Annotated in this window: 23 protein-coding genes; 14 read left to right on the top strand and 9 right to left on the bottom strand. The window is 70.5% G+C overall.

Annotated elements, in window-relative coordinates; all coding sequences use genetic code 11:
* The first annotated feature begins 50 nt into the window (after positions 1–50).
* From ASC98_RS08835 to ASC98_RS08820, 4 genes are all read left to right on the top strand, one after another.
* Complete coding sequence (locus ASC98_RS08835) at positions 51–1,151, top strand: fatty acid desaturase family protein (RefSeq protein WP_056816197.1); 1,101 nt, start codon at positions 51–53, stop codon at positions 1,149–1,151.
* A 596-nt stretch (positions 1,152–1,747) separates the two neighbouring features.
* The gene (locus ASC98_RS08830; protein ID WP_056816194.1) at positions 1,748–2,686 is read left to right on the top strand and encodes a glutathione S-transferase family protein; all 939 of its coding nucleotides are present in this window, start codon (positions 1,748–1,750) and stop codon (positions 2,684–2,686) included.
* Entirely contained in the window at positions 2,683–3,591 is a 909-nt protein-coding gene (locus tag ASC98_RS08825; RefSeq protein WP_056816191.1) for an SDR family oxidoreductase, read from the top strand. The genes ASC98_RS08830 and ASC98_RS08825 overlap by 4 nt, the downstream gene beginning before the upstream one ends.
* Positions 3,592–3,819: 228 nt before the next feature.
* Positions 3,820–4,272 (top strand): nuclear transport factor 2 family protein, encoded by a 453-nt coding sequence (locus tag ASC98_RS08820; protein WP_056816188.1) that lies wholly within the window; start codon positions 3,820–3,822, stop codon positions 4,270–4,272.
* A 125-nt stretch (positions 4,273–4,397) separates the two neighbouring features.
* Here the strand turns inward: ASC98_RS08820 and ASC98_RS08815 are convergent, their stop codons facing one another.
* The 3 genes from ASC98_RS08815 to ASC98_RS08805 are packed head-to-tail and all read right to left on the bottom strand — an operon-like array spanning position 4,398 to position 7,056.
* On the bottom strand, positions 4,398–5,774 hold the full coding sequence (locus ASC98_RS08815) for a serine hydrolase (protein ID WP_056816185.1): 1,377 nt from the start codon (positions 5,772–5,774) through the stop codon (positions 4,398–4,400).
* Between the two features lie 33 nt (positions 5,775–5,807).
* On the bottom strand, positions 5,808–6,575 hold the full coding sequence (locus ASC98_RS08810; RefSeq protein WP_056816181.1) for a hypothetical protein: 768 nt from the start codon (positions 6,573–6,575) through the stop codon (positions 5,808–5,810).
* 55 nt (positions 6,576–6,630) lie between these two features.
* Complete coding sequence (locus ASC98_RS08805) at positions 6,631–7,056, bottom strand: nuclear transport factor 2 family protein (RefSeq protein WP_056816179.1); 426 nt, start codon at positions 7,054–7,056, stop codon at positions 6,631–6,633.
* Between the two features lie 130 nt (positions 7,057–7,186).
* On the opposite strand from ASC98_RS08805, the gene zwf reads away from it, so the two are divergent.
* Positions 7,187–8,650, top strand: a complete 1,464-nt coding sequence (zwf, locus tag ASC98_RS08800) for a glucose-6-phosphate dehydrogenase (RefSeq protein ID WP_056816177.1) — start codon at positions 7,187–7,189, stop codon at positions 8,648–8,650.
* A 15-nt stretch (positions 8,651–8,665) separates the two neighbouring features.
* Here the strand turns inward: zwf and ASC98_RS08795 are convergent, their stop codons facing one another.
* A complete protein-coding gene (locus ASC98_RS08795; protein WP_056816174.1) occupies positions 8,666–8,869 on the bottom strand; it encodes a hypothetical protein in 204 nt (67 codons plus the stop codon).
* Positions 8,870–9,004: 135 nt separating this feature from the next.
* Between ASC98_RS08795 and deoC the strand changes: the two genes are divergently transcribed.
* From deoC to ASC98_RS08760, 7 genes are all read left to right on the top strand, one after another.
* The gene (gene deoC / locus ASC98_RS08790; RefSeq protein ID WP_056816171.1) at positions 9,005–9,787 is read left to right on the top strand and encodes a deoxyribose-phosphate aldolase; all 783 of its coding nucleotides are present in this window, start codon (positions 9,005–9,007) and stop codon (positions 9,785–9,787) included.
* Positions 9,787–11,118: a thymidine phosphorylase gene (gene deoA / locus ASC98_RS08785; RefSeq protein WP_056816167.1), complete on the top strand. Its 1,332-nt coding sequence runs from the start codon at positions 9,787–9,789 to the stop codon at positions 11,116–11,118. The genes deoC and deoA overlap by 1 nt, the downstream gene beginning before the upstream one ends.
* On the top strand, positions 11,115–11,510 hold the full coding sequence (locus tag ASC98_RS08780) for a cytidine deaminase (protein ID WP_056816164.1): 396 nt from the start codon (positions 11,115–11,117) through the stop codon (positions 11,508–11,510). The genes deoA and ASC98_RS08780 overlap by 4 nt, the downstream gene beginning before the upstream one ends.
* A 99-nt stretch (positions 11,511–11,609) precedes the next feature.
* Entirely contained in the window at positions 11,610–12,587 is a 978-nt protein-coding gene (locus tag ASC98_RS08775; protein WP_056816161.1) for a BMP family protein, read from the top strand.
* A 6-nt stretch (positions 12,588–12,593) separates the two neighbouring features.
* Positions 12,594–14,138 (top strand): ABC transporter ATP-binding protein, encoded by a 1,545-nt coding sequence (locus ASC98_RS08770; RefSeq protein WP_056816158.1) that lies wholly within the window; start codon positions 12,594–12,596, stop codon positions 14,136–14,138.
* Positions 14,135–15,244, top strand: coding sequence for an ABC transporter permease (locus ASC98_RS08765; protein ID WP_056816155.1), 1,110 nt, complete (start codon positions 14,135–14,137; stop codon positions 15,242–15,244). The genes ASC98_RS08770 and ASC98_RS08765 overlap by 4 nt, the downstream gene beginning before the upstream one ends.
* On the top strand, positions 15,241–16,215 hold the full coding sequence (locus tag ASC98_RS08760) for an ABC transporter permease (protein WP_056816152.1): 975 nt from the start codon (positions 15,241–15,243) through the stop codon (positions 16,213–16,215). Before ASC98_RS08765 ends, ASC98_RS08760 begins: the two co-directional genes overlap by 4 nt.
* Before the next feature lie 523 nt (positions 16,216–16,738).
* On the opposite strand, the gene ASC98_RS08755 is transcribed toward ASC98_RS08760, so the two are convergent.
* Complete coding sequence (locus tag ASC98_RS08755; RefSeq protein WP_056816149.1) at positions 16,739–17,506, bottom strand: SDR family NAD(P)-dependent oxidoreductase; 768 nt, start codon at positions 17,504–17,506, stop codon at positions 16,739–16,741.
* 115 nt (positions 17,507–17,621) lie between these two features.
* Here ASC98_RS08755 and ASC98_RS08750 point away from each other — a divergent pair, with 115 nt between their 5' ends.
* Positions 17,622–18,551 (top strand): LysR family transcriptional regulator, encoded by a 930-nt coding sequence (locus ASC98_RS08750; RefSeq protein WP_056816146.1) that lies wholly within the window; start codon positions 17,622–17,624, stop codon positions 18,549–18,551.
* Here ASC98_RS08750 and ASC98_RS08745 read toward each other — a convergent pair.
* Positions 18,511–19,410: a DUF3667 domain-containing protein gene (locus ASC98_RS08745; RefSeq protein ID WP_056816143.1), complete on the bottom strand. Its 900-nt coding sequence runs from the start codon at positions 19,408–19,410 to the stop codon at positions 18,511–18,513. The genes ASC98_RS08750 and ASC98_RS08745 overlap by 41 nt on opposite strands.
* Positions 19,411–19,470: 60 nt before the next feature.
* Here ASC98_RS08745 and ASC98_RS08740 point away from each other — a divergent pair, with 60 nt between their 5' ends.
* On the top strand, positions 19,471–20,388 hold the full coding sequence (locus ASC98_RS08740; protein ID WP_056816140.1) for a nucleoside hydrolase: 918 nt from the start codon (positions 19,471–19,473) through the stop codon (positions 20,386–20,388).
* Here the strand turns inward: ASC98_RS08740 and ASC98_RS08735 are convergent.
* The 3 genes from ASC98_RS08735 to ASC98_RS08725 are packed head-to-tail and all read right to left on the bottom strand — an operon-like array spanning position 20,360 to position 24,280.
* Positions 20,360–22,351 (bottom strand): response regulator, encoded by a 1,992-nt coding sequence (locus ASC98_RS08735; protein WP_056816137.1) that lies wholly within the window; start codon positions 22,349–22,351, stop codon positions 20,360–20,362. The genes ASC98_RS08740 and ASC98_RS08735 overlap by 29 nt on opposite strands.
* A 40-nt stretch (positions 22,352–22,391) precedes the next feature.
* Positions 22,392–22,838 carry a response regulator gene (locus tag ASC98_RS08730; protein WP_056816134.1) on the bottom strand — a complete coding sequence of 149 codons (447 nt, stop codon included), beginning with the start codon at positions 22,836–22,838 and terminating at the stop codon, positions 22,392–22,394.
* Positions 22,835–24,280 (bottom strand): ATP-binding protein, encoded by a 1,446-nt coding sequence (locus ASC98_RS08725; RefSeq protein ID WP_056816131.1) that lies wholly within the window; start codon positions 24,278–24,280, stop codon positions 22,835–22,837. The genes ASC98_RS08730 and ASC98_RS08725 overlap by 4 nt, the downstream gene beginning before the upstream one ends.
* Positions 24,281–24,298: the final 18 nt, after the last annotated feature.

Here is a 24,298-nt window from a genome sequence, read left to right as displayed (position 1 = left end):
CCGACGCGCTGTCGGCGGTCGAACGCCGACAGCGATTGGAGGACCCGGCGATGAAGACCTCATCCACCCCTGGCGCGGGCGAAGAGTTCCGCGAAGACCTGCGGCCGATCGAGCCGCCTCGCACCGCGGTGGCGCGCGTCGCCGGCGCGGCAGGCTCGGGCAATGCGGCCGCGCGCCGCATCCTGAACGCCGACGAGATCGCGTCGCTGACGCGGCTGAACGACTGGCGCTCGCTCGGCGCGGTGCTGACCACCTTCGGCAGCATCGGGCTGGCCGTCGCCGCGGCGCTGGTCACCTGGGGGGAGCCGTGGGGCTGGGCGATTGCGCTGCTGGCCGTGCTGGTGATCGGCGTGCACCAGCACGGCCTGTTCATCCTGGCGCACGAATCGGCGCATTACCGGCTGTTCAGCCACCGCGGTGTCAACGATGCGGTCGGCCGGCTGATCGGCATGGCCGGCGGCATCTCGATGTGCACCTACCGCGTGATCCACCGGCTGCACCACAACAACCTCTACACCGCCGAAGATCCGGACACCGCGATCCATGGTGGTTACCCGCGTGGCGTCGGCTACCTGTGGAAGAAGCTGGGCCAGGACCTCGTCGGATGGAACGCCTGGAAGACCTTCGCGTACTTCTTCGGCGCGCCGGCCTTGAACGACGTGACGCAGAAGGCGGCCCGCCCGCTGGACGACACCTCGCCGCAGCTGCGCGCCAGCGCCCGCCGCGACCGCTGGGCCGTGGTGGCGTTCCAGGTGGCCGCGCCGCTGCTGTGCTGGGCGCTCGGCGGCGGCCGCGGCCTGCTGCAGTACGCGGTGCTGTGGATGCTGCCGCTGCTGACGGTGCTGCAGCCGATCCTGCGGCTGCGCGCGATCATGGAACACGGCGGCGTGACCGACCTGTCGTCGCCGCTGACGGCGGCGCGCAGCAACCGCACGAGCGGCGGTGTCGCCAATGTGATGGGCCGCGCGCTGCTGTTCCCGCACCATGTGAACTACCACCTGGAGCACCACCTGTACCCCGCCGTGCCGCACTACCACCTGCCGCGCCTGCATCGATTGCTGGTGGAGAAGGGCGCGTTGCAGAACGCCGAGGTGCGCGACCTGCACGGCACCTGGCGGATCATCTTTGCGCCGCGTGCGCGCAGGGCGTGAGCTGATGCACGCATTCGAGCATCGGTGTGGCAAAGGCGCGGGCGGGGAGTCCGTGGCGCGCCGGCCGGTGCGGTCATCGCCCCCGGGGGGCGATGACTTCCCTCCGCCGACTGGTTTCATGGCCCGTCGTCGAAACTCCCTCCGCTCACTTCGTTCGCTGTGGTCAAACAGTCGACGACAGTCAGTTCACGAAGCGTGCTGGCGCACGCGGGCCATGAAACCAGCCAGCTCCGGCGCCCCGTCCCTATTGGCGCTCCACGGACTCCCCGCCCGCGCCTTCGCGGAGACGGCAGTGGACTTCGTCGAATACGCTCCGATCGACGGGTGCGGCTGGGGGTGTGGCCTGGTGGCGATTTCTGGGGCGACGAAGAAGCTCGGCTTCGGGAGTGGCGTGCGCAGCACGCTTCGTGGACTGACTCGTCGGCACTGTTTGACCACAGCGAACGAAGTGAGCGGAGGGAGTTTGCCGACGCACTCCCGAAGCCGAGCTTCTTCGTGCAGTCGGCCCGCCAGGGCCGACCGCCCCGGCATGAGCCACCAGGCCACACCCCCAGCCGCAGCCGTCGCGCATACCAAGACTCCATCGGAGACACGAGATGACTGACCTGATCCTGCATCACTACGACGGCTCGCCGTTCTCCGAGAAGGTGCGATTGATCCTGGGCTTCAAGGGCCTGGCCTGGAAGTCGGTGAAGGTGCCGGTGATGCTGCCCAAGCCCGACGTCGTCGCGCTGACCGGTGGCTACCGCCGCACGCCGTTCCTGCAGATCGGTTCCGATATCTGGTGCGACACCGCATTGATGGCCCGTGTGATCGACACGCTGGCGCCGAAGCCGCCGCTGTACCCGCATGCGGCCGGCGATCTGCAGCACCTCGTCGCGCAATGGGCCGATTCGACGCTGTTCTGGACCGCGATTCCGTACACGATGCAGCCGGCCGGCGTGGCCCACCTCTTCGAAGGCGCGCCGCCCGAATTCCTGAAAGCCTTCGGCGCCGACCGCGCCGCGATGACCGCCGGCATGCGCCGCCTGACCACCGCTGACGCCGCGGTGCAGCTGCAGGGCTACTGCGGCTGGCTCGAATCGCAGCTGGCCGACGGCCGGCCGTTCCTGATGGCCGCGCAGCCGTGCATCGCGGATTTTTCGGTCGCGCAGTCGCTGTGGTACATCCGCCGCGCACCGCCGGTGGCCACGATCCTCGCGCCGTTCCAGAAGCTGATCGGCTGGTATGAGCGCGTCGCGGCCTTCGGGCACGGCAGCGTCGAGAAGATGACCAGCGCCGAAGCGCTCGACATCGCTGCGAGCGCTGCGACCCACGTGCCGGTGAAGGTGGAGGCAGGGCTCGGCTTCGACGCGGGCGCACCCGTCACCGTGATGCCCACCGACTATGCGCCCGACCCGGTGGCCGGCACGCTGGTCGGCCTGACCGCGCACGAGGTGGTCATCGAGCGGGTCGACGAGCGCGGCGGCCTGCTGCATGTGCACTTTCCGCGCATCGGCTACCAGGTCAAGAAGGTTTCAACGGAGACAGCATGAAGAACTTCAAGGGTGGCACCGCCGTCATCACCGGCGCGGGTTCGGGTTTCGGGCTCGAAGCGTCGCGCATCGCCGCGCGGCTGGGCATGAACGTCGTGATGGCCGACGTGCAGCAGGATGCGCTGGACACCGCCGCGGCCGAGATCCGCGCGCTCGGCGTGCCGGTGCTGGCGCAGCGGCTCGATGTCGCGAAGGCGGCCGAGGTCGAGGCGCTCGGTGCCGCGGCGTTCGAGCGCTTCGGCGCGCCGAACGTCGTGTTCAACAACGCCGGTGTCGGCGCCGGCGGCCTGATCTGGGAACACACGCTGAAGGACTGGGAGTGGGTCGTCGGCGTCAACCTGATGGGCGTCGCGCATGGCGTGCGGGTCTTCACGCCGATGATGCTCGACGCCGCGAAGCGGGACCCGGCCTGGCGCGGCCACATCGTCAACACCGCGTCGATGGCCGGCATGGTGTGCGCGCCCAACATGGGCGTCTACAACGTCACCAAGCATGCGGTCGTCGCGCTGAGCGAGACGCTGTACCAGGACCTGCGCCTCGTCACCGACCAGGTCGGCGCGTCGGTGCTGTGCCCGTTCTTCGTGCCCACCGGCATCCACCAGAGCCACCGCAACCGGCCGGCCGACCTGCGCGACGGCGGCGCGAAGCCGACGAAGAGCCAGCTGATCGCGCAGGCGATGAGCAACAAGGCGGTCACCAGCGGCAAGGTGACCGCCGCCGAGGTTGCGCAGATGGTGTTCGATGCGATCGCCGATGACCGCTTCTACATCTTCAGCCACCCGAAGAGCCTGGCCAGCGTGCAGACGCGGCTCGAAGACATCATGATGCCGCGCAACCCGACCGATCCGTTCGCGCAGAAGCCCGAACTCGGCGAGGAACTGAAGGCCGCGCTGCGCGCGGTGTAGCGCGCGACCGTGGCGGCTGGGAAGTCGCCACTTGTCATACAAGTCGCTGGTCGAAATGGTCGCATCGACGATCGCGATGCCGATTGCACCCGGGCTTACCCGCATGGATGCGCGCGCCCGACCCTTCTCATAATGCGACCCGCTGGGAAGTTGTACGACGACGTACGACATCTGCTCCCCAGCCCGACAAGGACCCGCGTTCACGGTCCACCCCCGAAGGAGAAGACGATGACGATGAAGACGATCCTGGGCCTGATGGCCAGCCTGGCGCTGTGCGCCTGTTCGGTGATGCCGGCCAGTGGCGGCAACGCCAGCGGCGGCGAATCGGCGGTGGCTGCGGCCGAGAAGCTGCGCGTCGCGATGGTCGATCCCGACCAGGCGGTGCTGACCTCGCTGGTGGCCGACGACCTGAGCTACGGCCACTCGAGCGGCCGGATCGACACGAAGACCAGCTTCATCGGCGACCTGATGGCCGGCAATTCCGACTTCGTCAGCATCGACATCAGCGACCAGACGGTGAAGGTGGTGCAGGACATCACGCTGATCCGCCACACGCTGGTCGCGAAGACCAACGACCGCGGCGCCGCCGGCAACGTCAAGCTGCACGTGCTGCAGGTGTGGCAGCGCCAGGGCGGGGCGTGGAAGCTGGTGGCGCGGCAGGCGGTGCGGCCTCCGGCGTGAGGTGACGCCTGCACGCCGTTCAGGCTGAGCTTGTCGAAGCCCCGGCTCGATGCGATCAGCCCTTCGACAGGCTCAGGGCGATCCTTCGACAAGCTCAGGACGAGCGGAATACAGCCCGTTCGGGTTCAGGACGACGCGTCTTCCCGCCCCGCCAGCTCCTTCACGACCCGCCGCTCCGGCAGCATCTTCGTGCCGCCCAGCCAGAACTCGCTGGCCGTGCCGCGTGCGTCGTGCCGCAGCCGCACCGTCTCGCCGTGATTGCCGAATGCGCCGGCCAGCGTGATGCGGCCGCGCTCGCGGCTGTCGGGCGTGAATTCGGTGGCGTCGAGCACCGGGTTCGCCAGCGCGGGGTTGGCGACCAGCACCTTGCCGTCCATCGGCAGCAGGTCGCTCGCGCCCCACAGCGTCCACCAGCGGCCCGACCACGCGGCCGCGCGCTTCGACGGCGCACCGTGCACCGCATGCGCCCGCAACACCTGCAATGCGCCGTCGACCCACACGTTCGACATTCCGTCGGCCGCGTTGGTCAGCACCGTCACCGTCAGGCCCTGCGCCGGCACGCAGGCGGTGCGCGTCAACGTGCCCTGGAAGCCGCCGGTGTGGCCGAACCATTCCCAGTCGGCCACCGAACCGCACATGGTGCCCAGCCCGTACCAGCGGTTCAGGCTGGAGTACGGATCCGGCCATTGCCGGTGCCACATCATCCGGCGGCTCGCCTTGCCGATCACACCGCGCCCGGCTGCAGCCGGCGACAGGCGGCCGAAGAAGCGCGCCAGGTCGCCCGCAGTGCTGACGAAGCCGGTGGCCGAGGCCAGCGCATTCGTCGGGTTGTCGCCGGCGATCACGACGCGCCGCCCCAGCGGCCACTTGGCACTGTGGCCGTTGGCGAAGGGCAGGGCGGCGTCGATCGGCGCATCGGGCGAGGTCGCGTCCAGGCCGGCCGGCGCGATGACCTCGCGCCGCATCCAGTCGCCGTACCGCTCGCCGGTGATCGCCTCGATCGCGAGGCCCAGTAGCCCGTAGCCGTGGTTCGAATACTTCAGCCGCACATGGGCATCGATCACCGGCCCGTCGGCCAGGTCGGCGCGCAATTCGGCTTCATCGAGGAACGGCCGCCGGTCGTGCCACTGGCCGGCATCGGTGCCGTCGCGCACCAGCCCCGCGGTGTGCGACAGCAGCTGGGCCAGCGTGCTCGCCGCCACGTCGCGGTGCAGGCCGCCGACGAAGCGGCCGATGCGGTCGTCGAGCTGCAGCCGGCCGGCCTCGCGCAGCTTCATGATCGCGACGGTGGTGAAGGTCTTCGAATGCGAGGCCACCCGGAAGCGGTGCTGCGGTGTCAGCACCGTGCGCTGCGCCAGGTTCGCATGCCCGAAGGCGTGCTCGAACACCAGCTTGCCGTCGAGCGCGACCGCGATCGCGCAGCCCGGCTGCTCGCTGACGCGCATCTGGTGTTCCAGCCAGCGCGGCAGGTAGTCCAGCGCGGCTCCCAGCCAACGTTTCATCGGATCCCCTCTTTTCGTGACGCTTGTTCCGACCTACGACGCGCAGCCCGCGTCCTTCAGCATCTTCGACGTCGCCGCATCCGGCACGCCGGCCGCATCGATGCGCGGGCCCCACGCGGGCGGCGCCGACGGCTGCTGCGCATCCATCGGCTCGATCGCGATCTGCTCGGGCGTGAGCGCCAGCCCGAGCGGCTGCGCCAGCGAGATCAGCAGCGATTTCAGCTCCTTGTCGGCGGCCTGCTTCATCGGGGCCAGCGTGGCCGGCGTGCGCAGCCGCTCGTGCGCCTGCGCCAGCGCGAGCGCGGTGGCATACACCAGCACCTCGTTCTGCCGCGCGTACTCGTCGATGAAGATGCCCTTCTCGACAGTCTCGAAGCGAAAGCTCTGCGTCTGCACCGACGGGCAACCGACCAGCTGCACCGGCGGCGCCTTGAACAGCAGCCCGCCCTGCGCCGTTTTCGCGAGCGACCAGCTGCCGCGCTTCGCCAGGTCGTAGCCGTAGGCGTAGCGGGCCTCGTAGCTGAGCGTGCCGGTCGAGTCCTTGTTGATGTTGTTGAAGCTGAGGAAGTGCAGCAGCTCGGCCATGCGCGGCCAACCGGTCTTCAGCGTCCACGCGACGCGCTGCTGGCTGCTGGCTTCCACCAGCACCAGCTTCTGCGCCGGCACGATCAGCTCCGACAGCACCTGCGTGCGGTCGATCTCGGCGCACGCCGGGCAGGTGTGCAGGCCCTGGCGGTAGCCGAGCCAGGCGACCAGCAGGAAACTCAGTCCGCCCAGCAGGGCCCACTTGATGCGTTGCATCGGCTGTCCGGTGGTGGCGACCGGCGGAGTATGCCCGGCCGCCCGACATCGGACCTCAGCGCTGGAACATCGGCTGGCCGGTCTCCATCGCCACCGGCACCGAGGTGTGCTGGTGAAACACCTTCCACGCGCTGCCGTGCCGCCGCAGCGTCGCGCTGAACCGGTTCTCGAGCGAACGCAGCACCGTGCCGTCGGGCCCGACCCCCTTGAACCGGGCGAACGCATGGACGGTGGCCAGGTCGGCACCGACGGTGTCGTGCACCCCGCTGAACTCGACGACGAAGCGATCGCCCGGGTGCGAGCCGAACCAGCCCTCGGCCATCGCACGCCAGGCCGCGAGGCCGTCATGGCACCAGCGGCCCCACAGGTCGAAGACCTGGAGGTCGTCGGCATACAGCGCGACGAAGGCGTCGACGTCCCGCGCGAGGACGGTGGCCTGGTAGGCGGCGAGGAACTGGTGGATCGGGTTGTCGGCCGGCATGAGTTGCGCTCCTGGAGGTGGGTGATTCTCCAACGACGAACGACGAGCCCCCGGATCGACAAGGTTGGTGTTCGCCAAGCCCTGTGGCAAGCTGCGTCGCCATCGCAGCCCGATCCAGGACTCCCTCCCCATGGCCAAGATCCCCCCGGGCGTCGGCCCGCGCTTCCCGCAGGTCGTCGTGCTGTTCGGCGCCACCGGCGACCTCGCGCGGCGCAAGCTGCTGCCGGGGCTGTACCACCTGTCGGCGGCCGGCTTCATCCCGGGCTGCCGCATCATCGGGGTCTCGCTCGACGACCTCGATGCCGACGGCTTCCGGGCCGCGGCGCGCGGCGCGCTCGGCGAGTTCTCCAGCCGCCCGGTCACCGAGGCCGACTGGGCCCATTTCGCTCAAGGCCTCGACTACGTGCCGCTGGCGGCCGGTCCCGCGGCGCTGAAGACCGCGGTCGACGCCGCCGAGCGCAGCCTGGGGGGCGAGACGCGCCGCCTGCACTACCTGAGCGTGCCGCCGAGTGCCGCGCTGTCGGCGGTGCAGATGCTCGGCGAGGCCGGCCTGGTCGAGCGTTCGCGCATCGTGATGGAGAAGCCCTTCGGCACCGACCTCGCGAGCGCCGTCACGCTGAACGCGCGGCTGCACCAGACCTTCGCCGAAGAGCAGATCTTCCGCATCGACCACTTCCTCGGCAAGGAGCCGGCGCAGAACATCCTCGCGTTCCGTTTCGCCAACGGCCTGTTCGAGCCGATCTGGAACCGCAACTTCATCGACCACGTGCAGATCGACGTGCCGGAGACGCTGGGCCTCGGCACGCGCGCCGGCTTCTACGAACAGACCGGCGCCTACCGCGACATGGTCGTCACGCACCTGTTCCAGATCCTCGCGTTCATGGCGATGGAGCCGCCGACCGCGCTCGAGCCGGCGCCGATCAGCGAGGAGAAGAACAAGGTCTTCCGCAGCATGCTGCCGATCCAGCCGGCCGACGTGGTGCGCGGCCAGTACGCCGGCTACCGCGGCGAGCCTGGCGTCGATCCCGAATCCGAGACCGAGACCTTCATCGCGCTGAAGTGCTACATCGACAACTGGCGCTGGGCCGGGGTGCCGTTCTTCCTGCGCACCGGCAAGCGCATGGCCGAAGGCCAGCGCATCATCTCGATCGCGTTCCGCGAGCCGCCGAAGAGCATGTTCCCGCCCGGCTCCGGCGTCGGTGCGCAGGGCCCCGACCACCTCACGTTCGACCTGGCCGATGCATCGAAGATGTCGCTGTCGTTCTACGGCAAGCGCCCCGGGCCGGGCATGCGGCTCGACAAGCTGAGCCTGCAGTTCGCGATGCACGACACCGGGCTGATCGGCGAGGTGCTCGAAGCCTACGAGCGGCTGATCCTCGACGCGATGCGCGGCGACCGCACGCTGTTCACCACCGCCGAAGGCATCGAGCGGCTGTGGCAGGTGTCGACGCAGCTGCTCGAATCGCCGCCGCCGGTGCGGCTGTATCCGCCGGGCTCATGGGGCCCGAAGTCGATCCACCAGCTGATCGCGCCGCATGCGTGGCGGCTGCCGTTCGAGCGCGCGTGGCGCGACCCGAACAAGACGGGCGGCTGATCTCCAGGTCGGCGCTCAGAACGTCGACGGGTATTCGACCGCCGGATCGAGGAAGTACTGTGCCGCGGCCGACGGCGGCAGGTGGCCCCAGGCTTGCCACAGGTCGGCCGCGAACCCGGCGGCCATGCCGGGGCTCATCAGCTTGGAGGCGGCGATCAGTTCCGCGGCGACCTGGTCGATCCAGGCCTGGCGGTCCAGCAGGGGAGAGAGCGTTTGCATGGGGTGGATTCTTCGATCGGTCGAGGCCGCTGCCAATCCACAGGAAGCAGGCCCCCGGAAGAGGGGACTGTCACCGTGGAAAACGGCGGCCGCATCCATTCGATTGAGGATGGACGGACGCGCCACAATCGGCCCATGACGACCCCGCTTGCCTCTGCAGCCGACGCCGCGCGCCTGGCGCTGCGCTGCCTCGACCTGACTTCGCTGAAGGACGACGACACGCCCGCGTCGATCGAGGCGCTGGCCGACAAGGCCCGCACGCCGCACGGAGCGCCGGCCGCGCTGTGCGTGTATCCGGCCTTCGTGCCGGCGGCGCGGCGCCGGCTCTCGGCGCTCGGGCTCGATGCGGTGCGCGTCGCGACGGTCGTCAACTTCCCGCGTGGCGAGGCTTCGCCCGACGACGTGGCGGCACAGATCGCCGCGGCCCGCGACGCCGGCGCCGACGAAATCGACACGGTGTTCCCGTGGCGCGCGCTGCGGGTCGGCGATGCGCAGGCCGGCGCCGCGCTGGTGGCCGCTTGCCGCCGCGCCTGCGGGACGCTGCCGCTGAAGGTGATCCTGGAGACCGGCGAGTTGCAGCGCCCCGACCTGATCCGCCAGGCCAGCGAGATCGCGTTGCGCGAGGGCGCCGATTTCCTGAAGACCTCCACCGGCAAGGTGGCCGTCAATGCGACGCCGCAGGCGGTCGAGCTGATGGGCGAGGCGATCCGCGCCGATGGCGCGCGCGCCGGGCTGAAGGTGGCCGGCGGCGTGTCGACGATCGCCGACGTGCAGTGCTATCTCGCGCTGGCGAGCGCGGTGTACGGCGCCGATCGGCTCGGCCCCGGCACGCTGCGCTTCGGCGCATCGAGCCTGCTGGCGGTGCTGCTGTCGGCGATCGACGGCGGCCCGGCCGCACCGGCGGCGAGCGGCTACTGATGGCCGCGCCGCTGCCGCAGGAGATCATCCGCCGCAAGCGCGACGGCCTGGTGCTGACCGATGCCGAGCTGCGCACGTTCGCGCAAGGCATCGCCGACGAGCGCATCGGCGAGGCGCAGATCGCCGCGTTTGCGATGGCGGTCTGCTGGCGCGGCATGAGCACCGCCGAGGCGGTGTCGCTGACGCTCGCGATGCGCGACAGCGGCAGCGTGCTGCACTGGGCCGACGAGCGACTGCCCGGCCCGGTGCTCGACAAGCACTCGACCGGCGGCATCGGCGACACCGTGTCGCTGATGCTCGGTCCGATGCTGGCGGCCTGCGGCGGCTTCGTGCCGATGATCTCCGGACGCGGGCTCGGCCACACCGGCGGCACGCTCGACAAGCTGGAGGCGCTCCCCGGTTACCGCGCGAGCGTGCCGGTCGACCGGCTGCGCCGCGTCGTGCGCGAGGCCGGCGTCGCGATCGTCGGGGCGGGCGATGGGCTGGCACCGGCCGACCGCCGCCTCTACGCGGTGCGCGACGTGACGGCCACCGTCGAATCGGTGCCGCTGATCACCGCGTCGATCCTGTCGAAGAAGCTGGCCGCCGGCCTCGGCGCGCTGGTGCTCGACGTCAAGTTCGGCAACGGCGCCTTCATGCAGGACCTGCCGCGCGCACGAGAGCTGGCGCGCAGCCTGGTCGAGGTGGGTTGCGGCGCGGGCTTGCCGACGCAGGCGCTGCTGACCGACATGAACCAGGCGCTGGCGCCGGCCGCCGGCAATGCGCTGGAGGTGCAGGTGGCGCTGGACTACCTGCGCGGCGTGGCGCGACCGGCGCGGCTGCACGGCGTGGCGATGGCGCTCGGCGCGGCGGTGCTGGTGCAGGCCGGGCTCGCGACCGACGACGCCGATGCGCGCGCCCGGCTGCAGCGCGCGCTCGACAGCGGCAGCGCCGCCGAGCGCTTCGCGCGCATGGTGGCCGGGCTCGGCGGGCCGGCCGACGTGCTGGCGAAGCCCGGGCTGCCGGCGGCGGCGGTCGTGCGCGACGTGGCCTGCGATGCGGAAGGCTTCATCGCCGCCGTCGACACCCGGGCGCTCGGCCTGGCCGTCGTGGCGCTGGGGGGCGGGCGGCGCGACAGCAGCGATGCGATCGACCCGTCGGTCGGCCTGTCGGACCTGCTGCCGATCGGCACGCGCGTCGACGCCCACATGCCGCTCGCCCGCGTGCATGCGCGCACGCCGATCGATGCCGATGACGCCATCGCCGCGGTGCGCCGCGCCTGCGTGTTGTCGGACCGCGCGCCGGACTCGACACCGTTGATCGCCGACCACATCACCAGGAAGCTGCCATGACCAACGACGAACTGATCGCGCAAGCCCGCGCCGCACGCGACGGCGCCTATGCCCCGTATTCGAAGTTCTTCGTCGGTGCCGCGCTGCTGGCCGCCGACGGCCGCGTGTTCCGCGGCTGCAATGTCGAGAACGCGTCCTACGGCCTGTGCAACTGCGCCGAGCGCACCGCGTTCTTCACCGCGATCGCGGCCGGCGTGCCGGTCGACGGTTTCGCGCGGCTCGCGGTGATCGGCGACACGCCCGGCCCGATCTCGCCGTGCGGTGCGTGCCGCCAGGTGATGTTCGAGCTCGGCGGGCCGCGGCTGCCGGTGCTGCTGGCGAACCTGGCCGGTGCGCGCCGCGAAACGACGGCCGGCGAACTGCTGCCCGACGGCTTCCGTCTCGCGACCTGACGACGCCGGCCCGAGGGCTTTCCCTCAGGTCCGCATCGCGTTCGTGCGCACGCTTCTTGCGAGAATGTCCCGCACCAGTTTCTCTCCAGGGACACACGAATGAAGCGCATCGCCTTCACCATGGCACTCGCGGCCACCGCCATCGCCCATGCCGAACCGGCCATCGTCTACGACGCCGGCGGCAAGTTCGACAAGTCGTTCAACGAAGCCGCCTACAACGGCATCGAGCGCTTCAAGAAGGAGACCGGTACCAGCTACCTCGACTTCGAGATCTCCAACGACACCCAGCGCGAGCAGGCGCTGCGCCGCATGGCGCAGAAGGGGGCCGACCCGGTCATCGCGGTCGGTTTCGGCCATGCGTCGGCGCTGGAGAAGGTGGCCAAGGAGTTTCCGAAGGCGCACTTCGCGATCATCGATTCCGAGGTCAAGCAGCCCAATGTGCAGTCGGTGCTGTTCAAGGACCAGGAAGGCTCGTTCCTCGCCGGCTGGCTGGCCGCGACGACCAGCAAGTCGGGCAAGGTCGGCTTCGTCGGCGGCATGGACGTGCCGCTGATCCGCCGCTTCCAGTGCGGCTACGAACAGGGCGCGAAGGTCGCGAACCCGAAGGTCGAGGTCGTCAGCAACATGACCGGCACGACCCCGTCCGCCTGGAGCGACCCGACGCGCGGCGGCGAACTCGCGAAGGCGCAGTTCTCGCGCGGCGTCGACGTGGTCTTCGCGGCCGCCGGCGGCACCGGCATCGGCGTCTACCAGGCGGCCAAGGACCAGGGCAAGCTCGCGATCGGCGTCGACAGCAACCAGAACCACCTGCAGCCGGGCACGATGCTGTCGTCGATGCTGAAGCGCGTCGACAACGCGGTCTACGGCCTCGTGATGTCGGCGAAGAACGGCAGCTGGAAGCCCGGCCTCGTCGTGCTGGGGTTGAAGGAGCAGGGCGTCGGCCTCGCGATGGACCAGCACAACGCGAAGCTGGTCAGCGACGACACGAAGAAGAAGCTCGCGGCGGTGGAAGCCGACATCGTGTCCGGCAAGCAATCGGTCGCGAACTACACGCCCGAAGGCGGTTGCAAGTACTGAGCGACCTTGAACGCTGACCTGGCCGTCGAGCTGAGCGGCATCCACAAGCGCTTCGGCGCCGTCCACGCCAACCGCGGCGTGAACCTCGCGGTGCGGCGCGGCAGCGTGCACGGCATCGTCGGCGAGAACGGCGCCGGCAAGTCGACGCTGATGAGCATCCTCTACGGCTTCTACCCGGCCGACGAGGGCGGCATCGCGATCGACGGCCAGGCGGTCGCGCTGCGCGGCACGCACGACGCCATCGCGCACGGCATCGGCATGGTGCACCAGCACTTCATGCTGGTCGACCGCTTCACGGTGCTCGAGAACGTGGTGCTCGGCGCCGAGCAGGGCTTCGCGCTGTCGAAGAGCCTGGCCGCGGCGCGCCGCGAGCTGCAGCGGCTCGAGCAGGAGTTCGGGCTGATGGTCGACCCGGACGCCCGGGTGTCGGAGCTGCCGGTCGGCGTGCTGCAGCGCGTCGAGATCCTGAAGGCCTTGTTCCGCGGCGCGCGCATCCTGATCCTCGACGAACCGACCGGCGTGCTGACGCCGCAGGAAACCGAGGCGCTGTTCCGCGTGCTGGCCACGCTGAAGGCGCGCGGCGTCACGGTGCTGCTGATCACGCACAAGCTGAAGGAGATCCTCGCGGTGACCGACCGCGTCACCGTGATGCGCGGCGGCAGCGTCGTCGCCGACCGCGAGACCGCGCAGACCACCGAGGCCGAGCTGGCCGAGCTGATGGTGGGCCGCCAGGTGCAGCGCTCCGGCGCGCGCGCCGCGCGCGGGCGGGGCGAATTGCGGCTGCAGGCGCAAGGCCTCGCCTGGCGCGATGCCGGCGGCGTGCTGCGGCTGCAGGACGTGTCGCTCGATCTCCATGCCGGCGAGATCGTCGGCGTGGCCGGCGTCTCGGGCAATGGGCAGAGCGAGCTGCTGGCGTTGCTGAGCACGCTGCAGCCGCTGCAGCAGGGCCGGTTGCAGGTCACCTGCGAGGACGGCAGCCAGGTCGCGATCGATGCCGCCCACCCCGGCAACCCGCACCGGCTGCGCGAGCTCGGCATCGCCCATGTGCCGGAAGACCGGCACCGGCTCGGCCTGGTGCTCGGCTTCGAGGCCTGGGAGTCGTCGCTGCTCGGGTATGTGGACGACGCGGCGCTGCGGCGCGGGCCCTTCGTCGACGGCGGCGTCGCGCGGGCACGGTGCCGGCAGATGATGGAGGAATTCGACGTGCGCCCGCGCAACGAGCGGCTCGCGTCGTCGAAGTTCTCCGGCGGCAACCAGCAGAAGCTGATCCTCGCGCGCGAGTTCCGGCGCGCGCCGCGCGTGCTGCTGATCGGCCAGCCGACGCGCGGCGTCGACATCGGCGCGATCGAGTTCATCCACCGCCGCATCATCGAGTTGCGCGATGCGGGCTGCGCGGTGCTGCTGGTGTCGACCGAGCTGGACGAGATCCTCGCGCTGTCGGACCGCATCGTCGTGATGAGCGGCGGGCGCATCACCGGCGAGCTGGCGCACGACGAGGCGGACGAGACGCGTCTCGGCTGCCTGATGGGCGATGCGAGGAGTGCTGCATGAAGCATGTCCCTGCCGTGCTGCCGCGCTGGATCGACGTGCTGCTGCTGCCGGTGCTGAACGTCGCGATGGCGCTGTTCGCCGCCGGCCTCGTGGTGTGGGCGATCGGCCAGAACCCGTTCACCGCGGTGCAGCTGCTGGTGCAGGGCGCGTTCGGCAGCGAGCTCGCCTGGAGCTACACGCTGTACTACACGACCAACTTCATCTGCACCGGGCTGGCGGTGGCGGTGGCTTTCCACTGCGGCCACTTCAACATCGGGGCCGAAGGGCAGGGCACGGTCGGCGGGCTGGGAGTGGGACTGGTGCTGCTGGCCGGCGACGCCTGGCTGGCGCCGGCGCTGGTGGTGCCGCTGGCGGTGGTCGGCGGGCTGCTGGCAGGGGCGGCGTGGGCGTTCGTGCCGGCCTGGCTGCAGGCGCGGCGCGGCAGCCACATCGTGATCACGACGATCATGTTCAATTTCCTCGCGTCGACGCTGATGGTGTGGCTGCTGGTCAACGTCGTGAAGGTGCCGGGCAACCAGGCGGTCGAGTCGCGGCTGTTCGCGCCCGGCGCGGTGCTGCCGAGCGCGCAGGCCTTGTTCGGCGCGTTCGGCATCGAGTGGCCCGACACGCCGCTGAACCTCGCGTTCGTGCTCGCGATCGTCGCCTGCGTCGCGGTGTGGGCGCTGCTGTGGCACACGCGGCTCGGCTATGCGCTGCGCGCGGTGGGCCTGGCGAGCGATGCGGCGCGCTACGCCGGCATCGACCCGCGGCGGCTCACGGTGATCGCGATGTGCCTGTCGGGCGCGCTGGCGGCGCTGGTCGGCGTCAACGAGATCGCCGGCGTGCACCACAAGCTGCTGCTCGATTTCGTCGCCGGCGCCGGCTTCACCGGCATCGCGGTGGCGCTGATGGGCCGCAACCACCCGGTCGGCATCGTGCTGTCGGCGCTGCTGTTCGGCGCGCTGGCGCAGGGCGGCTCGGAACTGGTGTTCGAGATGCCGGCCTTCACGCGCGACATGTCGGTCGCGGTGCAGGGCTTCGTCGTGCTGTTCTGCGGCGCCTTGTCGCTGATGCTGCGGCCTCCGGTGGCGTGGGTGTATGGGCGGTTGGCGAGGGTCGCAGCATGACAGACGACTGGCTGATCGTCGCGTCCGTCATCGGCGCCACGCTGCGCATCGCCGCGCCGCTGGTGCTGTGCGCGCTGGCCGGCGTGTTCAGCGAGCGCGCCGGCGTGATCGACATCGGGCTCGAAGGCAAGATGCTCGCGGCCGCGTTCGCTGCCGCCTGCCTGGGCGCGATCGGCTGGCCGGCCTGGCCGGCGATGGCGGGCGCGATCGCGGTGTCGGCGCTGCTCGCGCTGGTGCACGCCTGGGCCTGCGTCACGCACCGTGGCGACCAGATCGTCTCCAGCGTTGCGCTGAACGTGATCGCCGCCGGGCTCACGGTGGTGCTCGGCCTGGTGTGGTTCCACCAGGGCGGGCGCACGCCGAACATCGGCGACGCGAGCCGCTTCATGGCGCTGTTTCCCGAAGCCGCGAACGCAGTCCAGGGCTGGCCCGTCGTCGGCCCGCTGCTGGCCGAAGGCGTGCTGCGCCACAACCTGCTGGTGTGGGTCACGGTGGCGCTGGTGCCGGCCTCGTGGTGGCTGCTGTACCGCACCCGCTTCGGGCTGCGGCTGCGCGCGGTCGGCGAGAACCCGGCGATGGTCGACGCAGCCGGCATCTCGGTCGGTGCGCTGCGCTACGGCGCGGTGCTGCTGGCCGGCGTGCTGTGCGGCGCTGCCGGCGGCTACCTTGCGCTGGCGCAGAACGCATCGTTCACGCCCGGCATGACCGCCGGCCGCGGCTTCATGGCGCTGGCCGCGATGGTGTTCGGCAAGTGGCACCCGCTGCGCGCGGCCGTTGCCTGCCTGCTGTTCGGCTTTCTCGACGCGGTCGCGATCCGGCTGCAGGGCGTCGAGCTGCCGGGGCTCGGCAGCGTGCCGGTCGAGCTGATCCAGGCGCTGCCCTACCTGCTGACGGTGGTGCTGCTGGCCGGCTTCTTCGGCCGGGCCGAGGCGCCGCGCGCGCTCGGCCGGGCCTACGTGAAGGAGCGCTGACGCACGGCGCTCCGGATCCTCACTCTTGAGGAGTCGCCGCCGACGGGCCGGCGATACGCTTGCGCACCGGGGGTGGAGGCCGTGCCGTGGATGTGCTCAAGATATTCCCGTCGCTGCTGCTGGAGCTGATCTCGAAGATCATCCCGGGGTCCTTGTTCCTGTGGATGTTCCGCGAGCGCTACCAACCCTTGACCGAGACGGTGCTGAAGCTGCTGGAGCCACCACCGCTGCCGCCCGATTGGCGCAGCTGGTCGGCGGTCGGGATGGCCCTCGTGACCGCCTACGTGATCGGCATCTTCATCGCGCTGGGCGCCAATACCCTGGATGCCTTTCTGATTCGCCGGCGCTGGTTTCCGGCCATCAAGCAGGCCCGAGACGGCCGCGACCGCCTTGCTGTTCCCGGTCTTTGCATGGCTGACGTACGTGATGCAGAAGCGCTACCTGCTGCAGTCGATCCAATGCTTCTCGCTGGCCATGGCGGCGGGCGGGCGCACGCCCCCGCGGGGTGCGTCGGACTAGCGGCTCACAGCATCATCCCGCCCGACACCTCGATGCGCTGGCCGGTGATCCAGCGGCTGCCGTCCGACAGCAGCGCGGCCACCGCGCCGCCGATGTCGTCCGGCAGCCCGACGCGGCCGAGCGCGGTGATGCCGGCGATGTGCGCGTTGACCTGCTTGTCGTCGCGCACCTGGCCGCCGCGGAAGTCGGTCTCGATCGCGCCCGGGGCGATCGTGTTCACGCTGATGCCGCGCGGGCCCAACTCCTTCGCCATGTAGCGCGTCAGCACCTCCACGCCGCCCTTCATCGCGGCGTACGCGGCATAGCCCGGGAACGTGAAGCGCGCGAGCCCGGTCGAGACGTTGACGATGCGCCCGCCGTCGGCGATCAGCGGCAGCAGCTTCTGCGTCAGGAAGAAGGTGCCCTTCAGGTGGATGTTCGACAGCTCGTCGAACTGCGCCTCGGTCATCTCGGCGATCGGTGCGTTCAGGCCGATGCCGGCGTTGTTGACGAGGTGGTCGAAGCGCTCGCGCTGCCAGGTGGTGGCCAGCACCTTCTTCACCGTGTCGGCGAACGCGCTGAAGCGCTGGCTGTCGCCGACGTCGAGCTGCAGCGCGACGGCGCGCCGTCCCGACGCCTCGATCCGGCGCACCACGTCGTGCGCCTCGGCCTCGCTGCCCTTGTAGGTGAGGATCACGTCGCTGCCTTGCGCGGCCAGCGCGAGCGCGGTGCTGCGGCCCAGGCCGCGGCTTGCGCCGGTGATCAGCGCGATGCGGGTGTTCGATGCGGTCATGTCGGTCTCCTTCGGGGGGAACGGGTTGCGGTGAAGGGGACTTTAGGAGTTCACTGCAGGAGGATAAAGTCGAGAAAAACGACAGGACTGTTCTTCACAAAGGAACAATGAAGCGATGGAACTCGATCAACTCCGCATCTTTGCCCGGGTGGCCGAACTGGGCAGCTTCACGCAGGCGGCCGAGCAGCTGGGGATCGTGAAGAGCCGCGTCTCGGCGGTGGTGCTGCAGCTGGAGTCGCGCGTCGGCGCGCGGCTGCTCCAGCGCACCACGCGGCGCGTGCAGTTGACGCCCGACGGTGAGGTCTTCCTCGCGCGCAGCAAGGCGCTGTTGGCCGACGCCGACCAGCTGCAGGCGATGTTCCAGCCGGTCGCCGGCGGCCTGAAGGGGCGGCTGCGCATCGACCTGCCGAACAAGCTCGCGAGCGAGGTGGTGATCCCGCGGCTGCCGGAGTTCCTCGCGGCGCACCCGCTGCTCGAGGTCGGCATCAGCACCACCGACCGGCAGGTCGACCTGGTGCGCGAAGGCTTCGACTGTGTGCTGCGTGTCGGCGCGCTGGCCGATGCCGACCTGGTGGCGCGGCCGCTCGGCGTGCTGGCGATGGGCAACGTCGCGAGCCCGGCCTACCTGCGCGCGCACGGCACGCCGACGACGCTGGCCGAGCTGGCGCAGCACCGCATCGTCCACTACGCGGCCAAGCTCGGCACGCAAGGCGCCGGCTGGGAGTACCAGGAGGGGGGCGTGACGCGCGTGCACCCGATGCGCAGCACGGTGGTCGTCAACGGCACCGATGCCTACCAGGCGGCCTGCCTCGCCGGGCTCGGCCTGATCCAGGCGCCGACCTTCGGCACGCGGCGCCTGGTCGAGCAGGGGCTGCTCGTCGAGGTGATGCCGCAGTTCGTCGCGCCGCCGATGCCGGTGTCGCTGCTGTACCCGAACCGCCGCCAGGTCGCGCCGCGCGTGCAGGCGGTGCTGAACTGGCTGGCGCAGGTGGTCGAGCCGCGGCTCAACCCAGCGCCAGCAGCCCCAGCACGAGCCCGAACGTAGCGAGCAGCAGCATGCCGCCGTAGGCCACGCTGATGAAGCCGGCGCGCAGCAGCGTCGGCCACCAGCGGCCGCGGTACACCTCGCGCAGCGCGAACACGCCGTAGGCGAGCACGACGAACAGCAGCACGTCGCTCACCGAGCGTGGCAGCAGCGTGATCGGCAGCAGCGCGAGGAACCAGAAGGCGTGCAGGTGCAGGCTGAAGACCACGTGCGTGCCGTAGGTCATGTGCCGCCTGCGGTAGGCGAGCGCGACGATGCCGGCGAACACCGGCAGCATCAGGAACACCGCGTACGGCGCGGCACCGAGCAGCCGCGTGCGCAGCTGCCCGATGAAGCCGCGCGGGTCGCCGTTGAAGCGCTGGCCGATGTTGCTCAGGAAGCGCTCGATGCCGTTGCAGGCCGGTTCGCCGGGGGCGTCGCAATCGGACACCTCGAACGCCACCACCATCGGCGCTTTCACCCTGCTGGCGGGGGCGGACGCCGCGGCGCCGCGGATGTCGTCCGCCGTCGCGCCGGGGCGGGCGGCGGTGTCGACCACGACCGACGGCTCGATCGCCGGCAGCAGCTTGAGCGTCAGGAAGAAGATGAAGCTCGCGGTGAGGAAGATCCGCAGCGGCAGCACGTAGCGCCGCCGGCGGCCGGCGAGGTACTCGGTGGTCAGCCGGCCGGGGCGCAGCAGCAGCCGGTGCAGCGTGCGCCACAGCGCGCCTTCGAGCGCGATGTAGTGGCCGACGAACTCGTGCACGAATTCGCCGAGGGTCGGCGGGTGCAGCGCCGTCTCCTGCCCGCAGGCCGCGCAGAAGCTCAGCGGGGCGGTGGTGCCGCAGTTGCGGCAGGCGATGTCGGTGCGCGTGTGCAAATGTGATGCGGGCGGATGTGACACGGCCGAGAGCATAGCGGAGGCCGCTATGCTCGCGCCATGCCACACGACATCCTGATCGACTGCGACCCCGGCATCGACGATGCCCTCGCGCTGCTGCTGGCCGCCGGCGCGCCGGAGCTGAACCTGACGGGCATCACGACGGTGGCCGGCAACCGCACGGTCGAGATGACCGCCGACAACGCCTGCCGCGTGCTCGACCTGGCCGGCCGCCACGACGTGCCCGTGCATGCCGGCTGCAGCCACGCGCTGACCCTGCCGGGGGCGCGCACCAACACCGTCCACGGCGAAGACGGCCTCGGCGGCGTCGACCTGCCACGCAGCCGCACCGCCACCGCGCAGCATGCGGTCGACGTGATCGAGCAGGCGCTGCTGCGCGAGCCGGCCGGCAGCCTGACGCTGGTGGCGATCGGTCCGCTGACCAACCTCGCGCTGGCCGAGATCAAGCGCCCGGGCCTGCTGAAGCGCGCGCAGCGCGTGCTGGTGATGGGCGGCGCCGCGTTCTGCGACGGCAACATCACGCCGGCCGCCGAGTTCAACTTCCATGCCGATGCGCTGGCCGCGCAGACGGTGCTGGCCAGTGGCGCGCAGCTGCTGCTGTTCGGGCTGGACGTGACGCGCCAGGCGTTCATGCCCGCCGACTGGGTCGACTCGCTGGGCACGCTCGGCAACCGCTGCGGGCCGATCGCGCGCGACCTGATCCGCGGCTTCCGCCGCGACAGGCCGCTGCTGCACGACGCCTGCCCGGTGGCCTGGCTGCTGGCGCCGGAGCTGTTCGGTTCCGAGCGCTGCCGTGTCGAGGTCGACTGGCGGCCCGGCCTCACCGAAGGGCACCTGTCGGCCAAGCGCATCGCGCTGGCCCGGGAGGATTTCGGCTCGCCGGTCGAAGTGTTCACGTCGGTGCAGTCCGACGCGCTGCGCGATCTGCTCAGGCAGCGCCTGGCGCGCCTGCCGTGACCGGGGCGGGGCCGGGCTCCGCGAGGATGCGCGCCACCAGCGCGCCCAGTTCCTCGAAGGTGTTCTCCTTCTCCAGCAGCCCGCGCACGCCGACCGCGCGGGCTTCGCCCCGCAACTCGTCGGTGATGTAGCCCGAACTCAGCACCACCGGCAGGCCGGGCCGGATGCGCGCCAGCTCGCGTGCGAGCTCGATGCCCGAACTGCCCGGCATGTTGTAGTCGGTGACGAGCAGGTCGACCTCCTGCGGGTGCTCGCGCACGTGGGCGATCGCCAGCGCCGCCTCGTTGAAGGTGCGCACCTGGTAGCCCTCGCGGGCCAGCAGGCGCTCGACCATGATCACCATGGTCTCGTCGTCATCGACGTAGAACACGCGCTGGCCGTGCCCGGCCGGCGCGACGCGCTGCGCGGCCGGTGCACGTGCCGCCGTTCCGGCCGTGTCGGCCACCGGCAGGTACAGGTGCAGCGTGGTGCCGACCCCCGGCGCGCTCTCGACCGCGATCGCGCCGTGGTGCGCGACGACGATGCCGTGCGCCACCGACAGCCCGAGCCCGGTGCCCTGGCCGACCGGCTTGGTCGTGAAGAAGGGCTCGAAGATGCGCTCGCGGGTCGCGTCGTCCATGCCGACGCCGTTGTCGCTGACCCACAGGTGCGCATGGCGCCCCGGACGCAGGCCGCCCAGGCGCAGGCAGGTGGCCGGGTCGAGCACCACGCCGTCGAGCCCGATGCAGATGCGGCCGACGCCGCCGTCCAGCGCATGCCAGGCGTTGGTGCACAGGTTCATCAGGACCTGCTGCACCTGCGTGGCATCGGCCTGCACCTGCGGCACGTCGTCGGCAATGCGCGTCTGCAGGTCGATGCCGGCCGGCAGCGTCGCGCGCAGCAGCTGGTGCGTCTCGTCGACCACCGGCCGCAGCGACTGCGTCTGCAGCTCCTGCGGCTCGCGCCGGCTGAAGGTCAGGATCTGCCGCACCAGCATGCGGGCGCGCATGCTGGCCTTGTGCACCTCGCGCAGCAGCGCGCCGGCCGGGTGGTCGGCCCCGACGGCCTCCAGCGCCAGCGCCGAATTGCCGAGGATCGCGCCGACGATGTTGTTGAAGTCGTGCGCGATGCCGCCGGCCAGCGTGCCGATCGATTCCATCTTCTGCGAATGGCGCAGCTGGGCCTCGTAGCGGATCAGCTCCGACTCGGCTTCCTTGCGTTCGTGGATGTCGGTGATCGCGACCCGCACGCCGGCCTCGTCCGACCCGGAGGCGGCCTCGCGCATGCAGTCGAGCTGCACGTGCAGCGGCTCGGTGTCGGGGCGCTGCAGCGCGAGTTCCAGGCGCTGGCGAATGCCGTCGAGCAGCACGCGCTCGAAGTGCGCGGCCCAGCGCTCGCGCTCCACCGGGCCGATGAAGCTGGCGAACTGCAGGCCGATCGACGCATCGCGCCGCACGCCCAGCATGTCGGCGCCGTTCAGGTTCAGCTGCTCGATGCGGCCGTCGGCCGCGAGCGTCAGGTAGCCGACCGGCGCCAGCTCGTAGAGGTCCATGTAGCGGTCGCGGCTGAGCTCCAGCTCGCGCTGCGCCTTGCGGTGCTCGGCGCGGATCACCGCCTGCGCCAGCTCGCGCTTGAGCACCGGCGCGAGCCGCGCCAGGTTCTGCTTCATCACGTAGTCGCTCGCGCCGGCCTTCATCGCCTCGACCGCGATCTCCTCGCCGATCGTCCCCGAGACGAAGATGAACGGGATGTCGAGGTCGCGCGCGCGGAAGGCGTTCAGCGCGTCGATGCCGCTGAACTGCGGCATCCTGAAGTCCGACAGCACCGCATCCCAGCGCTCCTGCTCGAAAGCCTGCTGCAGCGCGGCCAGGCTCTGCACGCGCCGGCAGGTCGGCGTGAAGCCGCCGCGGCTCAGCACGCGCGTCACCAGCCGGGCGTCGTCCTCGGAATCCTCGACCACCAGGATGTTGACCGCCATGTTCATCGGTACAGCCTCGACGGGAACGCAATGGCGTGCGGGCGGGTCATGCGTGCGAGGGGGGCAGCTCGTTGATCATCAGCCAGTAGAAGCCGAGCACCTTGGCCGCCTCGATGAACTCGGCGAAGTCGACCGGCTTGCGCACATAGCTGTTGGCGCCCAGCGCATAGCCGGAGATCAGGTCCTGCTCTTCCTTCGACGAGGTCAGGATCACCACCGGCAGGAAGCGCGTGCGCTCGTCGGCGCGGATCGCCTTCAGCACGCCCAGCCCGTCGAGCCGCGGCAGTTTCAGGTCGAGGATCACCAGCGTGGGCAGCGAATGCGACGCGCGGTGCGCGTGCGCGTTGCGGGCGAACAGGTAGTCGAGCGCGTCGACGCCGTCGCGCGCCACGTCGATCGGGTTCATCAGGTGGCTGCGCTTGAACGCGCGCAGCGTCAGCGCCACGTCGTCGTCGTTGTCCTCGACCAGCAGAATCGCCTTCTGTTCACTCATGGCGGAGGTCCTCCAGGCAGGTGGAAATGGAAGGTGGCACCCTGGCCGGGCCGGGCCTCGGCCCAGATGATGCCGTCGTGGCGACGGATGATGCGGTGCACGATCGCCAGCCCGATGCCGGTGCCGGGGAAATCGGCCTCGTGGTGCAGGCGCTGGAAGGCGCCGAACAGCCGGTCGGCGTAGGTCATGTCGAAGCCTACGCCGTTGTCGGCCACGAAGCACACCTGGCGGCCGTCCGACACGGTGCTGCCGACACGGATCACCGCGTCGGGCGATTTCGACGTGAACTTCCAGGCGTTCTCGAGCAGGTTCTGCATCGCGATCTGCATCAGCGACTTGTCGGCCCGCACCACCAGCGGCTCGGCGATCTCCCAGCGCAGGTCGCGCTCGGGGTGCAGTTTCTGCATCGAGATCGCGATGTCGCGCGCCATCGCGCCGAGGTCGACCTCGCGCAGCACCACCTCGGTGCGAGTGACGCGCGACAGCCCGAGCAGTTCGTCGATCAGCCGGCCCATGCGCTGGCTCGCGGCGCGGATGCGCGACAGGTGTTCGCGGCCTTCGTCGTCGAGCCGGTCTCCGTAGTCTTCCAGCAGCGCGAGCGAGAAGCCGTCCATGCTGCGCAGCGGCGCGCGCAGGTCGTGCGACACCGAGTAGCTGAAGGACTCGATCTCGCGGTTGAGGGCCGCCAGCTCCTGGTTGCTGCGCTCGATCTGCGCGAACGAGTTGCGCAGCGTGGTGGTCATCGCGTCGAAGTTGCGCGACATCTCGCCGATCTCGTCGCTGCCGGCGATGTCGAGCCGGAAGCTCCAGTTGCCCGATGCCACCTCGCGCGTGGCCTGCTGCAGCCGCTGGATCGGCGCCAGCACGCCGCGGTGGATCAGCCAGCCGGCCGCGACGGTCGCGAGCGAGATCAGCGCGAGCCCGGCCAGGATCACGCCGACCACGCGCTGCTGCGCCTGCGCGATGCGGGCGGTGGAATAGTCGGCCAGGCGGAACGCGTCGACCAGGCTTTCCTGGTGCAGCACCAGCAGCTTGCGCGAGATCAGCTCTTCGTAGAGCTTCTGCGCGCTGTCGTCGGCCGCGCGGCTGTTGGTGTTGGCCTGCAGCTCCTCGAGCAGCTGGCGCGTCTCGACGCTGCGCCGGCGCAGGTCGGCCAGGGTCTCCGACGGCTCGGGGTCGCTGAAGATCGGTTCTTCCAGCTGGCGCTCGAGGCGCGCGGAGACCTGGCGCTCCTGCTGGTAGGCGCGCTGGTTGCGGTACAGCACGTACTCGAAGGTGACGAGCCGCAGGTCGTTCAGCACGCGCGCGACGTCCGACATGCGCCGGCGTTGCCGGTCTGCCGATTGGACTTCGCCGTTTGCCCACCAGATCATCACGGCGAGCAGGGCGATCGTGCCGAGGCCCGTGGTCGTGGCGAGCCAGCCCTTCGCACTGATCTTCATTCGGTGTCTGTCATCGTG

Source organism: Rhizobacter sp. Root1238 (genome assembly GCF_001425825.1).
In the GTDB taxonomy this organism is placed as follows: Bacteria; Pseudomonadota; Gammaproteobacteria; order Burkholderiales; family Burkholderiaceae_C; genus Rhizobacter.
Note: the sequence above shows the minus strand (reverse complement) of the source record. Positions and strands in the feature narration are given on the sequence as shown.